The following is a 16,024-nucleotide window of genomic DNA, read 5'->3' on the forward strand; positions in this document are numbered from 1 at the left end:
CTTGCAAGCTGTCAGCTCGCATAAACGAGGTTCAGATTGTATCTCCAAATTGCAAGGCAGTGTAGCTGTTCGGTCGAGATGTTTACTAAAACCCATAAGCTACAATCCCAAGAATAATGAATAACAAACCAATTGATTTCAGCGGACTCAGAAAGTGGTCCCTGTTTGCGGCGGGGCTCTTGAGCGCTCTGCCTTTGGCGTATTCGCAAGACGAAGATGAGGAGATATTTGAATTGTCTCCCTTCACAGTCAGTGCAGATGACGATCAAGGTTATCGCGCGTCCCAAACTCTTGCTGGCGGACGTACTACGACCAACATCAAAGACGTTGGCACTTCGATCGAAGTCGTCACCAAAGACTTCTTAAACGACGTCGGTGCCAACAACGTCGAAGAGTTCCTGCAATACACGACTGGCGGCGAAGTGGGCGGGAGCCAAGGTAACTTCGTGGGCTTCAGCCAGGGAAGCGCGGACGGAAACGCCGACAGCACTGCGGCACGTCGCGCTCCCCATCAAAACACCCGTTTGCGCGGAATTGGCCGTCCGGACTACGTTCGTAACTACTACAAGACGAATATCCCGATGGACTCCTACAACACGGAGCGGGTGGACATCAACCGCGGGGCGAATTCCTTTCTCTTCGGCTTGGGATCGCCAGCTGGCTTGATCAACTCTAGCTACCAGCGGGCTGCCATGTCCGACACTTCCAAGGTGGACGTAGAGGTCAGCAACGAGGGTACCTTCCGGACTGCGTTCAATTTCAATCGTGAGTTGATCGAAGACAAGCTCGCGATCCGAGTGGCCGCTTTGATGGACTATTCCAAGTACCGCCAAAAACCCTCTTATCGCGATGACAACCGCTTGTATGGAGCGATCACCTACAAGCCCTTTGAGAAGACCACGATTCGCGCTCACTTCGAAGACGGGGAAGTTATGGGTAACGCCCCAGACACCTTGCTGCCGACGCAGGCCTTCGATACTTTCTTGCAGTACCGCACGCCGGTAGACCTGTACTACAATATGCAGCATTTCGGCGATTCGGAAGGTCCGGATGCGGCGCAGTGGGCTGCCCTGTCTCCTGAAGAGCAAGCAATGTTCGTGAACCGCGACAGCGGTCAAGGTTCTGCTTTGCACAATGGCGCGATGTGGGGTTACGCCATGGTCTACGATGGCAGCAACGGCGGCGATCCATCTTTTGGTTTCCAGCCAGAGGTAGCCAACAACCAGTATGAAGTTAATGGAGACCTGCCAGGCGATCCTTTCTGGGATCCAGCAGTGCTCGCAGATGGTTCTCCTGGCGGGATGGCCGATGGCGCGGCCCAGATGATCTTCTACCGCAACTCGGCCTACTCGGATGGTCGTTCCGGTGGCGCGCCTGCCCAGGGATTCACCAACTTGGATACCTTCGACTTCTCGCGTCAGAACTTTGGCGGCAACACCGACTACTACCTGCACGACTTCCAGACCTACAACGCTTCTATCGAGCAGCTGTTCTGGGAAAACCAAGCAGGTATCGAAATCGGTTTCGACCGCGAAACGCTCAACAACGACGCCGTTACCAACTTTAACGGCTGGAAGGGCGAGTTCCTCATCGACATCAACAAGACCTTGCCGCTACCCGCATTGAACGCGGACGGTTCGTTTAAGACCGACAGCAACGGAAATGTGGTTGCCGAAGCGATGGCCAATCCGAATTTCGGGCGTCCGTTCTACGTAACAGAGCCGACACGTTCGACAGACTACGAAGAGCGGGAAACGCTGCGCGCCACGGCCTTCGTCAAGTATGACTTCGCCGACAAGCACTCCGACTCGGTGCTCAAGTGGCTGGGCTCGCACACCCTGACTTTCCTAGGTGACAAGTACACCGAGCGTCGCCGTACAATGAATACGAGCCATCAAGCCTACTCCAACGACTTTAATCTGGGGTGGCAAGTAGGCAGCGATCAAGGTGACGATCCTGCGAGCGGATACCGCCGCCTTTCGAAGATGGTTTACATGGGACCAGCTATTCAGTCCTACATCGACGATCCGTTTAATCCCAATACGCCAATCAGCATGAGCGACATCCGAATCGACGCTTCGACGGCGAATCTGCTCAACGCGAATCCGCAAGCGCTCACCACATTCTGGAACCTCGGACCGGATGCGGAAGGCTCTGACTGGACGACCGTTGGCTACACCGATGCGGAGAGGCAAGTCCTTTTCACCAACACCAACTACGCGGACCCGCATTCCAACAACTTCGGCACCGAGCCGGATTGGTACACGGGTGACCGTCGCGAGTATTGGGATCGGGGAGTAGTGGACGCCCGTTGGACGCCGATGAACAACAACAGTACCCGCGAGACGGTAGTCGAATCCTATGCGGTTAACCTGCAGTCCATGTTCTTCAACGATCATCTTGTCGCCAATCTCGGTTACCGTGAAGACGTAGTTGAGAATTGGCTCAACACTTTGGCCCGCGAACGCCACCAGCTCGCACTCGCTGGGGAATTGCCGGACTCCTACCTTGGCGACCGCACCCTGGTTCTCGATCCGGAGTTCTTCGATCCAAAGGATGAAGAGCGGGCGATCCTTACGGAAATCGACAAAGGCCCAACCGGCGAAGGTTCCTTCGGCTACGGCGGTGTTTTCCACATGCCAAAGGATCTTGGTTTCATGCGTTTGCCAGAGGGTACCGGGTTGTCCTTCCACTACAACTACTCGAAGAACTTCGTACCGGATGCGAGCCGTAACACCTTCATTACTGGGGAGAACTACAGCTTCGAGGCGCTTTCTTCGCCGATCGGCGAGGGTGAGGATGTCGGCTTCACGCTCAACCTTGCGGACAACAAGTTCAGCGCTCGCTTCAACTGGTTCGAGTCTTCCATCCAGAACAACACTGCGACTGGCCTAGGCAATACGCTCAACCAGCTCGTAAACTGGGGTATTCGCGCTCGCCACTGGGCCTTGCAGGACATCGCTTCTGACGACCCGGATGGGAACGGTATCATTGATGTCAACGCGAATGGCGGTACACATCCTCGTGCCAACAACCCGCGCTTTGACATCTCCCGCACCTACAACGTGCTAGAAGCCACGCAATTCATCGTAGACGACGGCTGGGAGCAGGGTAAGCTCGACAACGGGCTAATGGCTATGCTCCCCAACGGAATCCAACAGTTCCAGCAATGGTATCCAGGTTTGGAGGACACTGAGGACCGTGTCGCGACTGGTTTCGAAACGAACCTGACCTATAACCCGACTCGGAACTGGCGCATCGCCGTTAACGCGACGAAGATCGAGTCCGTATCCAGCAACGTAGGACCATTGACCGAGCAGTTGATGAATTCCTTCTTTCCTCACTATAATACGATCAAGGACTACACGCTCTGGCAGTCGCACGACACCAATGGCGGCGCGCCATTCAGCAACTGGTTCGAGCCGCACGTCATGAACTACTTCCAGAAGAAGCTGCAAGAAGGTTCGGCAACCAATGAAACCCGCGAGTGGAGCGCGAACTTCGTTACCAACTACCGTTTCACCGATGGCAAGTACAAGGGCTTCTCGATCGGCGGCGCTGTTCGTTGGCAAAGTTCGGGAGCAATTGGGTATCCACTGATGGACTACGAAGTGTCGGAAGGCGTTATTCTGCAGGTGCCCGACGTATCTCGTCCTTGGGAGGGTAGCGACGCTCTGTACGTCGACCTCAATGCCGGTTTCACCAAGAAGATCGCCAACGACAAGGTTCGTTACAACGCGCGTCTGCACCTCAAGAATATCAACAACCTCGGTAGCGACAACCTAACTACGGTCCGTGCCGCTTGGGATGGTACCCCAGCGACGGTTCGTTGGGATCCGCCATTCGAAGTCTCTCTCTCAAACTCCTTCGAGTTTTAGAGTCTAGGGTATTATCACATTAACTTGGGCGTATCTGGTTTTCGTACCGGATACGCCCTTTAAGGTGTAAGCTGCCTCTCTTTAGAGCGGTGCAAGTGAAACCTTACCAGATGGGTTCCTGATTTTATGGTTAACAAGATTCGTTTTTCGCTAGTGCTCTCGGCCCTTGTCGGAATCGCTGCGACCTCCCAATCCGTCGGCGCCGAACGGCCGAACGTGCTCTTCATCGCGATCGACGACCTTCGTCCCGAGCTTGGCTGCTACGGATCTCCGGTAGCGATTTCTCCGCATCTCGACAAGTTAGCGAGCGAAGGGCTGCTATTCGAGCGGGCCTACTGTCAGCAGGCGATTTGCGGTCCCTCCCGGGCCAGCGTGATGGCTGGTGCCCGCCCGGACACGATAGGAGTGGTAGAAAATTCTGCGAAACTCCGCGAAGCGAGCCCGGATATCCTGACTCTCTCTCAGCATTTCATTGCCAATGGTTACGAAGCCGTGCAAGTGGGCAAGATCTACCATAACCTGGATCACTCGGATCGGGAGTTTTCTTGGAGTAGGGAACCCGCGCTTGATCGCTTGAATTTGAAGAAACCCTACTACCCCTATGCCCTGCCCGAGAACCGGGCTATTCAGCAAAAGAACAAGAAGGAACTGGAGGCCAAATACGGAGTTGGCATCGCCCGCACCGGGTTGGTGCAAGGTCCCGCTTACGAGTCGGCAGATGTAGAGGATTATGAATACAGGGATGGCTATAATGCCTTGTTGGCCATCGAGACGATGAAGGACATGTTGGAGGAGAACCCGGACAAGCCATTCTTCCTCGGTATGGGCTTCTACAAGCCTCATCTCGACTTGATCGCTCCCAAGAAATACTGGGATCTGTACGACCCTGCGGATATCAAGCTAGCAGCCCAGACTGAGGGGCCGGAAGGAGGCGCGGCGATGGGCTTGCACGCGTCTTTCGAGATGCGAGTGCGCGATGGCATTCCCAAGGAAGGCGATTTCGACGAGGATTTGGCCCGCACCCTCAAGCATGCCTACCTCGCATGCGTGAGCTACATCGACGCTCAGATTGGGCTGGTCATAGAGGCCTTGGAAGAGCAGGGACTACGCGACAACACGATCATCATCGTTTGGGGCGACCATGGCTGGCACCTGGGTGATATGGGAGTGTGGTGCAAAGCAACCAATTATGAGGTAGCGACCCGCGTGCCTATGATGATTTGGACTCCGGACATGGCTCCTGGTAGTCGCGGAAAAACTACAGATGCCCTGGTTGAACTGGTCGACATGTATCCCACGCTCTGTGAGCTTGCTGGCTTGCCGTTGCCGGATCACTTGGAGGGAACAAGTTTCAAGCCATTGCTGAAGAATCCCGATCAGCCATGGGAAACGGCTGCCTTTAGCCAATTCCCCAATCCCGCTCTGCGCGAGTGGGCGGCGAATCCTCTTTCGAAGGGTATGCGCGAGACTTTTTTCGGGCCGCTTATCGAAGAGGTCGAAGCTCGTGTCATCGCACAGCAGGGAGAAAAGTGGGATCGCGATCTCTTCGAGAACGATCTTATGGGCTACGCGATGCGGACGGATCGCTACCGACTTGTACTGTGGAAGGACGTGAAGCGTCCGGAGGCGGAACCCATCGATATCGAACTCTACGATTATCAGGACGGCGAGATGGAAACGAAGAACATTGCCGACGAGAATCCCGAGTTAGTGGCCGAGCTTATCGAGCAGTTCAATGTAGGTTGGCAGGGAAACCGCCCCCCATCGCTTTAAGCAGATCAAAGCGTAGCCGTATGCCGGTCATAATTGAAGAGTCCACATGGGCGCCCCTCGCAAGTGGGGCGCTTTTGTTTTAACTGGTTCATTTCCAATGGGATTCGATAAAGGGGCTCCCTTACCTGTGGCTATTGTGTTGAAGTCAGATTCTGCACACCTTCGGCCGTAAAGTGCATATCCACAGGGCTAGGTGTGATGCTATGATGGTTCACAGTTCCCCGTTTACCCATGAATATTTTTTCCCAGCTCCTTCTCTTGCTCCTGATTTCGGGACTCTTGCTCAGAGCAGCCGATTTGCTCCTGTCGCGCCAGCGAGCTCGCGTTCCCTCGCGATTGGAGGCGGGGAAAAGGTGGAAGGTGTAGTTAAGTTAAAAATACAATGAAACCATTTCCTGATGCTCTCCTCGACCGTTTGGCCCGATCTCGCGTGGTCGCCGGTTTTACGATTGAGAATGCCTCGCACGCCGTCCCGCTTTGCCGAGCCTTATTGGCTGGTGGCATTGATACTATCGAGTTAACGTTGCGTTCGTCGGCGGCGATGGGTGCAGTACGCAGGATTGCCGAAGAGGTTCCGGAGATTTGCTTGGGAGTGGGGACTATCCTGACTCCGGAGCAGGTTCTTGAGGTTAAGGAAGCGGGAGCCGCGTTTGGAGTTGCGCCTGGATTGAATTCTCGGGTGGTTAAGACGGCAGCTGAAGCCGGGTTGCCCTTTGCGCCTGGTGTTTGCACGCCTTCGGAATTGGAAGGCGCGATCGCATTAGGCTGCCGCTTCGTTAAGTTCTTTCCAGCGGAGGCGTCCGGAGGATTGAAGTATTTGAGAAGCATGGCTGCACCTTATCAGCACTTGGGGATCCAGTATTTCCCGCTGGGTGGCTTGAACGCTGTAAACATGCTGGATTACTTGCGTGAGCAGAACGTGCCCACCATCGGCGGCTCTTGGATCGTGCAAAGCGATCTAGTTGCCAATGGCGACTGGGCGGCTTTCACGCAGCGAGCGGCCGAAGTGGTGAAAACTTTAAATCAAGGAAACTGAGACATGGGCAATATCGTTGTAACATTTGGTGAGATCATGGGTCGCATGGCGGCCCCACAAAACTTGCGCCTGCGCCAGACGCGGGAGCTCGAGGTTACCTACGCGGGCGCGGAAGCCAGTGTGGCGGCTTCGATCTGCAACTTCGGAGGAACGGCTCGCTATGTGACGGCTCTGCCGAAGCACGCTTTGGCGGAAGCGACGATGGATGCGGTGCGTTCCGTGGGGATCGATACACGCTACGTGCTGCGCACAGATGAAGGTCGACTTGGTATCTATTATCTGGAGACGGGTGCGAATCAGCGTCCCAGTAACGTCATTTATGATCGGGCCGATTCTGCGATTTCGATCACCCCTGCTAACAAGTATGATTGGGAGTCGATATTTGAGGGTGCAGGCTGGCTGCATCTAAGCGGCATTACTCCTGCTCTTTCCAAAAATGCGGCGGAAGCCACTTTGGTAGCAGCCATGAAGGCCAAGGATGCGGGATGCCAAGTGTCGATAGATCTGAATTTCCGCGGGAAGCTCTGGAATTGGGACGCGGCGAAGTCTTCCCGTGAACTGGCTCAAGAAACGATGCGGACCATTCTGCCCTTTGTGGACGTGGTCATTGCGAACGAAGAGGATTGCCATGACGTGCTTGGTATACGAGCTGGGGATACGGATGTGCATTCCGGCGCTCTCGAGGTGGGACGTTATCCGGACGTCGCTTCCCAGGTTGTGGCGCAGTTTCCAAACATCAGCAAGGTGGCGATCACGCTACGTGAAAGCCTGTCGGCTACCCATAACAACTGGGGAGCCATGCTTTACAATGCTTCGACCGAAGAAGCCTTTTTCGCACCGCTAGACTCCGAGGGCAATTACCAGTCCTACGAGATCAAGAACATCGTGGACCGTGTGGGTGGCGGGGATTCCTTCGCGGGTGGGCTGATCTTTGCCCTGACGACCCCTGAGCTGAGCGCGCCGCAAACGGCGGTTAAGTACGCGGTCGCGGCCTCATGCTTGAAGCACTCGATCAAGGGCGACTTCAACTTCTCCACGCGAAGTGAGGTGGAAGCGCTCATGGGCGGTTCGGCTTCGGGACGGGTTGTGCGGTAGCTGCTTTTAAGGTGTTCCAAGGAACGGTCGGTCGCGATATTTCGCGGCTGCCCGCCGCCCTTTTTTCATAAGCCTTTCTAGCCCCCATTATAGAATGCTTTGCCAAAATTCCCATTTTTTCTCGATTCGATTTATCGCTTGCTCGATTTTCGCGATTGCCTTCGCAATCAGCGTTCGCGGAGCTGAACGCCCCAACATTGTCATTATTTATGGAGACGATGTCGGATTCGCTGACGTGAGCGTTAATGTTGATGATCAGGGCGACGCTTCGCTTCCCAGGATAGAGACCCCTAACTTAGATAAGTTAGCTGGAGAGGGGTTGAACTTCACGGATGCCCATTGTTCTGCCTCGACCTGCACCCCTTCGCGCTACTCTTTGCTAACGGGGGTGCACGCCTTCCGTAAGGGAGTGTCCATCGCTCCTCCGAACGCTCCTTCGCTGATTACGACGGATATGTTGACCTTGCCGGCTATGTTGAAGCGAGCGGACTATCGTACGGGCTTGGTTGGAAAGTGGCATCTCGGTCTCGGGGAAGAGGGGGTTGGCCCTGATTGGAATGGCATGCTGAAGCCCGGGCCGCTAGAGTTGGGGTTTGATTCGGCTTACATTTTGCCGACGACAAACGACAGAGTTCCTTGTGTGTATGTGGATGGTCACTACGTAGAGAATCTTGATCTTAATGATCCGATTTACGTGGGAGATACTCTGGCTGAAGTGGAAAAGCCGGGTAGTACCCAGTATCCTGATGCCCGCGCCCTCAATCCAGAGGAGAAGTTTTATAAGAGCATCGTCAATGAAATCGGTCGTATTGGATACATGTCGGGAGGAAAGGTGGCCTTGTGGGACGATTATACTTCGACTGAGGTTTTTGTAGGAAAGGCTCTCGATTTTATCGATGAAAACAAAGGAGAGCCGTTTTTTCTTCTCTACTCTGCTCAGGATATACACATTCCGAATGCCCCGAATGAGCGTTTCCAAGGTAAGACCACATTGGGGGATCGTGGTGATGCGATGGTGCAACTCGATTGGGCAGTGGGCGAGATCGTTGAAAGCCTGGAGCGAAATGGCCTACGGGAAAACACTATTCTGATTTTTACCAGTGACAACGGTCCGACCCACCATGCTGATACGTATCCGCAAACTGACATTATTTCGTTGTATTCGCCACATGCGGGAAATGGCCATGATGCATCTGGCAAATGGCGAGGCGGCAAGTATGAGATATACGAAGGTGGAACTCGGGTACCGCTAATGATCCGTTGGCCAGGACGTATTGAGGCGAGTACTACAGATGCGATGGTTAATCAGATCGATTTTCTCGCATCGTTCGCAAGGCTTCTGGGTGTTGATCTAGAGGATCACGAAGCGGGCGACAGCCGCGATACGCTGAATGCCTTCTTGGGGGAGGATTCCAAAGGCCTAACCTATATGTTGGAAGAAGCTCGTGGGCTTGCGTTGCGTTTTAACGATTGGAAATACATACCGACGATTGGGATGAAGGGGAACAAGGGATTCTGGCCAGAGGAAGAGAGCTTGTTTAACCTAAGCGAAGACCCTGGAGAGCAAGTAAATGTAATAAGTCAGTTTCCGGAAATTGGTGGCGAGATGGCGACGCGATTGAATGAGATCAGAAAGTCAAAGAGTGTGCGCTCTCTCGACATACCGTAGGTTTCGTGTTCGCTTCGGTACCTAATATGGGTTCCTCGATGACTCTGATTATAGATGAAGTATCGCTACCTAAGAACACTAGTGATCCTTCAAGTTGAAAAAGCCGATTGGTTCTGGATTCACTATCAGAATACAGATTTGAGATTGGTTGGAGAGTCGCTCTACTTTAATTTCACTACGATTCGAAGAGACTGTGCAATAAGTCGGTTTTTGTAGGGGTGGATCTTGGTCCGGACCGCTTCGTGCTGTGAAAGGGATTACGCTGTGGTCTGCAGCAGACTGCGACCCTGCCCGGGGGAGGGGTGTATGTTTTGTTGGACTTTCTCTAGAGGGTATCTGGGCGAAAATGCCATCTCGTTATCTGCAATCGAAATGTTACGGTATCCGAGCACTCATCGCGGGTGCGGGGGCACCAAGGTAGAGAAATCAAAAAATGGTAAAGGTGAGTTGGTAAGTGCATATACCTTCAAGGTCTTGTCTCATATTCTCTGTCTACCCACTACTGACGTCCAAAGGACGTGATTGAATAACGGTTACATACCGTTTTCTGGCATTCCCAATTGTACCTGTATATCCCCAACCCAATGTATATGAAGAATACGCTAATCGGCATTTCCGTCGGCTTGTGCCTGACGTTAACCCCATCTACTCCGCTGTTTGCGGATTCGGTCTACGATGGACCCACGACAGACGAAGTTTTCCAGCAATTACTCTCCGATGTCGACGTGCGTGCAAGCATACTGGCGGACAAGATTGCCCAGGCTCGGGCGGCTGGCTTGAGCACCGACTACGCTCGTGTGTCGCAAATAACAATAGATAACTATCGCCACGGTATCTCCCTTTGGGACAGGGAGAACAACGAGGTCGTCCAAGAAGCGTATGCACGGCTTGGCGGTAGTCAAAATGATCCGGTCGGTCCGGTCGGATTGCCTTTCGATCAGTTGGCCGATGCGGTTAAGTTGGCGGACGACGCCATCGCAGAACTCGATAGGCAGCTCAGTGGCGAAATCTTCTTAAGGCGCCCTAAAGACTTATCTGAATCGTCCGCTAAATTCGTAGGGCCGCTTCTCGTGCAGGACGGGCAGCCAATCTATCAGAGCAAGTTCTTTTGGGGAAAGAATGGCGATTCCGAAGGTGACTTTCATGAAGCCTACGGCTATATGGGGGAGCACTACTTGGCGGTCATCGATCTACTAGATCCCAATTCGGAAGAGCCAACGAACCCGACGGCTATTGCCCCGTGGCGTGAGAGTTTTCTCAGGAATTCATTCGAAACGGTGATCGACCAGAAACGCGCGCCGATCCAGGTATTTCTTGGGCATGTCGTTCCGAACAATCACTTCTTGCGCGAGGATTTTCCGGAAGCGTTCGAGGCTGGAGATCGCCTTTTCACGGAGTATGACTTTGACAATCCGAATGTGCGTGAGTGGTTGGATACGCTGCTGACGAATCAGTTGGCCACAGCGCGCGAGGTTGCTGGCGATGACGTCGAAATAATGACGATGCTCGCCAACGAGCCCAACTACGCGATTAGTCAAGGAGGGCGTTATGTCGGATCCGGTGTCTCGTCGTACACGATGGAAAAATACGCTGCGTGGTTGGAAGCCAAATACGGTAGCATTGCGGGGCTGAACGCAGTCTACGGCACTTCCCACGCTGATTTCGAAGAGGTCAAAGCGACCTACACCATTCCTCTGCGGACGAGCTATCGTGGCGGGCCCGTGTGGTATGATTGGATGCGATTCAATATGGACCGGACCAACGAATGGTTTCAGTTTTTGCACGATACTGCCAAAGAAGCAGATCCGCTCAACAAGACCCATATCAAAATGTGGGGCGAAGGGGCTATGTTCACAGACTTCGCGGACGAGGGTATCGATTTCGAGTATGTCATCAACATGGTGGACGTCCCCGGTTTCGACAATCATGCTGTTCCTTTTGGTGCAGAGTGGGACGTTCGTTTCGATCAAGCGTGGCGTGGCCGATACATCATGGATTGGCGTGCCCAGTCGCTAAACATCGAATTCACGAAGTCCTTGGCTCCCGACAAACCGTTTTTCGATTCCGAATACCATGGTTTCACCGGTGGACGCTTTATCGATTTCCACGCGGAGCCCGAATATGTCAGGGCGGCCTTGTGGGGATCCGCTCTTGATGGCGTCAACCTTTTGAATGCATGGCTCTACAACCGGGAATATGGAAGCGATGCGATTCGCACTACAGCCTACGTCGGTACCTCTGATTCGCAGCCGATTCAGATGGATGCGTTCGGTCGCACGTTCAAAGAGCTCAACGCTTTCGGCGCGGAAGTTTCTCAGCTCGTACCGAACGAGCGTTACAACTTAGTCTACTACAGCCGTGATGCATCGATTCAAGACGGCGAGTATCCCGAAAAGATGGCTGATACATGGGAAGCGGTTCGCATCCTGAATATACCTTCAGGTTTCGTAACCGCGAATACGTTGCCGAATGTCGGTACTGCCCAAACCGTGATCGTTCCGCCGACTGCTCACATTTCGGATGAGGATCTGGCGGCGTTGGAGGCGTTCAATTCCTCTGGCGGCAGCGTTGTGGTTGTCGATCCGGACCATACGTTTGCCTTCGATGAAATGGGTTATCCTCAGGATGGCATTGCTGGCCTGACGCCGCTTGCAACTGTCGAGTACGGCGAAGTCTTCGACATGGCGGATGCCCTCGCTCCTGTGCTCGAGAGCCGAGCTCCGGCGATGCCTCTCGACATAACGATCGAGGATGCATTCTACGACGAGTCCTATGGTGTCCTCACTTACCAGTACGAGGATGTGGATACAGGTGAAGCAGTTGTTGCTCTGCTCAATGTCAGCCAAGGCAAGCGCTGGGCAATCCTTCGCCAGGAAGATGGCGTTCCGCAACGGGTCGATGACTTGATTTCCGGCAATTCAGCCAGCCATTTGATTGAAATGAAGCCTTATGACATGCGTCTCTTGCGGGCTTCCGTCGCTACAGTCGAGGAACCCGCGGATCCGGGTAACCGCGGCGGTGGAGAGCTGAATCCGCCCATCGAATTCACCTACGACTTTTCGGAAGCTCCCTACCTCGACGGCCCAATTGACGGGCAGGATGGTTGGGCTGGCCGCCATTTCGTTGATGGAGATTCGCTTCTCCTCGACCAGTCCGGCAACTTCCTCTTCGCTCGACAGTCACAGGGGCTAAATGCGAGCGAGTACGATGAATTCTGCGTATCGACAGTATTCTCGTTCTCCGAGGACGGTGCCTGGAGAAACAATCGCCAGTTTTACAGCATCGTGCTGAGTGATGAAGCCGGTGGCGGTGATCAAATTCGGGCACGCATCAGTCGCTCTGCGGATGATAGTTACCAAGTTTCCATTTTCACGGCTCCGGGAGCGCCTCAGGTCGCATTCAGCAATTTTAGTGACAGCCTTCTAGGGTTCGATGGAGCCGCGAATACGATCGTTGATAGCGACCTTCTGGAGATGTCGCTCACGCTTACGCGTGGGGCGACGGCCGCAGATTGGACGTACACCTTTAGAATCGATAACCTGACTGTAGGGGAAAATGCCTTCTTGTCCTCTGGAACCTTGGTCTCGACTCAAGGCTTCTACGATTCGGATTTCTACTATGGCGGAATCACCAACGCCCAGGACAATGTGGCGATCAACAATGTTCGTGTCTATGAAACCAAGTTGTGTGGTGCTCAGACGACGATTGTCGACCCAGATAACCAAGCTCCCTATTGGACATTCTCTGAACTGACAAAACTAAATGCGAATGTCGATTCGGACTATTCAGGCTATATCGCAGTTGATGCTCGCGACCCAGAATCCGACGCCCTGAATTTCAGGAAACTGTCCGGTCCAGACTGGTTGGTCCTTGAGCCGAATGGTACGCTCTCTGGCACGCCAAGCGTCGACGATCTCGGTCTCAATGTCTTCCAGGTGGAGGTATCGGCGACTGGTGGAAATGATATTGCGACGCTTAACATCACGGTTGATGAGGCATTACCGCCTGAACCCGATCACGATTACGGTACGGCACCAGCTATGTTATATGATTTTGGCGACACCGATGTGTACTCTGATGGTGCAGTTGCGGGCCAGGACGGTTGGATCGGAGGCAATCTCCACCTTATCGACGATGGCAAGCTGCGTCTCACGCAAGGTACGGACTGGGTCTATTCCTTCCAAGGCGAGGGAGTGGGTACAGCTGGAAAGAACGCATTCACTGTGTCTGTCGCCTTTGGCTTTGCTGAAGAGGGTGGATTCGTGAACGCGAAACAGTTCATGAATGTCGTGCTGAACGATGAAAACAACAACAGCAACTCGCAGATCAGGGCTGCTTTCAGACGAGCTTCGAACAACGACTACGCGATTAGCTTGTTCAATGAATTGGGTGCAGTCGGAGATAGCTACATTCCTTTCAAGGCCGACCTAATCGGATTGGACATCGACAGCAACCAGGACCTATACAGCGACATCTTGATCTTGTCCCTGACCGTAGTGAAGGGGGCGACTCCGGAAGATTGGGTTTACCTCATCGAGGTTGATAATGCCACTACGGGTGAAAATGTAGCAAGACGTACTGGATCCATGGCTACGGGCGAGGACTTGTTCAACGCTTCTAGGCTCTATGGTGGCATCAACGGTGGTCAAATCGTCGATGCCGGAGTCGAAGAGCGTGTTGTCTTTGGTGTGACAGTCGAAGCGGATACGCTGAATGCCCCTCCGACCTTTTTGGCGGATCCGATCTACGGTGCGGATGCGACGGAAGTGACGGATTACGTCGGATCTTTGGCGGGCACCGCACAAGATCCAGACGGAGACGACCTGACCTACAGCAAGGTCTCTGGTCCGGACTGGCTTCAAGTCGCTCCTGACGGTACGCTCTCGGGATTGCCGGTCTGCGATGATGTGGGTGAAAACGAATTCGTAGTGCGGGTTGAAGCAACCGGCGGCAGCTCTACTGCGACCCTAAACATTACCGTGGGATCGTTGCCCTTTGCGCCTTATATGACCTACGACTTTTCGACTGGCTATGATGATGGTCCGCTGGAAGGACAACGGTGTTGGGAAGGCGTTCGCGGCACCCATGCGATCGATTCAGGCGTTCTCGTGATGAGCGATGCGAATAACGGCATCTCGAACTTTCAGTCGCGGGGACTCTCCTCAGCAGTTTACGATAGCTACTTCCTTTCCGCGCAGTTCAGCTTCTCGGAAACAGGTGACTATCGCCTTAGGAAACAGTTCTTCAGTATCTTGCTGAACGATGGCATTACCAATGGTACTCCATTCCGTATTCGCTACTTCCGTATCAATGATAATGAGTACGAAATGCTTCTCGGGAATGACCTTCAGGACACGGTCGGAAATATTAGATTCAGCGCCGCTGAACTTGGTCTTGATGTAGACGCAAACGACGACCTGGATAGTGATGTCTTGGAGATGATGCTGGAACTGAAGAAAGCGGGTATCACAGATACGCCAACGGGACCTGTCTATAACTGGACCTTCGAAATGGCGATGTATAATGTCTCCCAGGGTGGAGTGCTTGTCGCGAAGTCCACTGGTGAAATCACTTCTGGGGAAGGCTTATATAATGCACCCGTTCTCTACGGAGGAATCCAAGGTACCCAAGTCGACACGACACAGGTCGTAAACCGCAAGGTCTACAGCGTGACGATCGGTGGAGACATCGATTCCGACGGTGACGGTGTGCCTGACGCGGAAGACGCATTCCCGAACGATCCGTCAGAGACTCAGGATACAGACAGCGACGGCGTGGGCGACAATGCGGACGCCTTTCCCAACGATCCCACGGAAACGACGGATACGGATGGTGACGGAGTTGGCGACAACAGCGACGCCTTCCCGAATGATCCGAACGAAAGCGTTGACACCGACGAAGATGGGATCGGCGACAATGCGGATAACTGTCCGACCATTGCCAACGATGCTCAGATCGACGTTAATGGAGACGGTTATGGCGACGACTGTGTCGGCACCGACCTGAAGGTGGCAGAAGGCGTTGTGATTGGCTACGCTCCCGTTATCGGCCAGGGCGTTTCAATCCACAAAAACACCATAATCGGTGACCATGTCGTTCTCGCCGATGGCGTGTCGATCCACAAGGATGTTACTACTGGCGATTTCCTAACAGTGGGCGAGGGCACGACCATCAAAAAGGACGTCGTTCTAGGCGATGGCGTCGTCATAGGTGACGATACCTCGATCGAGCACGGTGTTTTGATCGGCTCCGAGGTGCTCATCGGAAGCGGCGTCAAGATCGGTCACGGCAGTGTGATTGAGAGCGGCGCCAAGATCGGCGATGGAGTACAGATCGCTCCAAATACAACAGTACCCGCGGGTATACCAGGCGACGTATCTGGGGATGGTGTAGTCGATAGAGCTGACCTTAATGTGGTGCGTGGCGCCCTCGGAAGCAGGGTGGGCGATGCGAACTACATTGCCGAAATCGACTACGATGAAGACGGCGTGGTTACCCGTGGTGACTACGCGACCTGGTACCGAATCGCTCGGAGAAGCCTATGAGGATAGCCAAGCGAGAAATGGAGCAAAA

At 53.8% G+C, this 16,024-nt stretch carries 6 protein-coding genes; all 6 read left to right on the forward strand.

What is annotated here, in order from left to right; translation table 11 throughout:
- The first annotated feature begins 116 nt into the window (after positions 1 to 116).
- The gene (locus QEH57_RS06550) at positions 117 to 3,878 is read left to right on the forward strand and encodes a TonB-dependent receptor plug domain-containing protein (protein ID WP_309005895.1); all 3,762 of its coding nucleotides are present in this window, start codon (positions 117 to 119) and stop codon (positions 3,876 to 3,878) included.
- 126 nt (positions 3,879 to 4,004) lie between these two features.
- On the forward strand, positions 4,005 to 5,651 hold the full coding sequence (locus tag QEH57_RS06555) for a sulfatase (RefSeq protein ID WP_309005896.1): 1,647 nt from the start codon (positions 4,005 to 4,007) through the stop codon (positions 5,649 to 5,651).
- Between the two features lie 382 nt (positions 5,652 to 6,033).
- Positions 6,034 to 6,687: a bifunctional 4-hydroxy-2-oxoglutarate aldolase/2-dehydro-3-deoxy-phosphogluconate aldolase gene (gene eda / locus QEH57_RS06560; RefSeq protein ID WP_309005897.1), complete on the forward strand. Its 654-nt coding sequence runs from the start codon at positions 6,034 to 6,036 to the stop codon at positions 6,685 to 6,687.
- A gap of 3 nt (positions 6,688 to 6,690) precedes the next feature.
- The gene (locus QEH57_RS06565) at positions 6,691 to 7,782 is read left to right on the forward strand and encodes a sugar kinase (protein WP_309005898.1); all 1,092 of its coding nucleotides are present in this window, start codon (positions 6,691 to 6,693) and stop codon (positions 7,780 to 7,782) included.
- A gap of 94 nt (positions 7,783 to 7,876) precedes the next feature.
- Positions 7,877 to 9,451: an arylsulfatase gene (locus QEH57_RS06570; protein ID WP_309005899.1), complete on the forward strand. Its 1,575-nt coding sequence runs from the start codon at positions 7,877 to 7,879 to the stop codon at positions 9,449 to 9,451.
- Between the two features lie 590 nt (positions 9,452 to 10,041).
- Positions 10,042 to 15,996: a putative Ig domain-containing protein gene (locus QEH57_RS06575; RefSeq protein WP_309005900.1), complete on the forward strand. Its 5,955-nt coding sequence runs from the start codon at positions 10,042 to 10,044 to the stop codon at positions 15,994 to 15,996.
- Positions 15,997 to 16,024 lie beyond the last annotated feature (28 nt).

This window comes from Pelagicoccus sp. SDUM812005 (genome assembly GCF_031127875.1).
Lineage (GTDB): Bacteria > Verrucomicrobiota > Verrucomicrobiia > Opitutales > Opitutaceae > Pelagicoccus.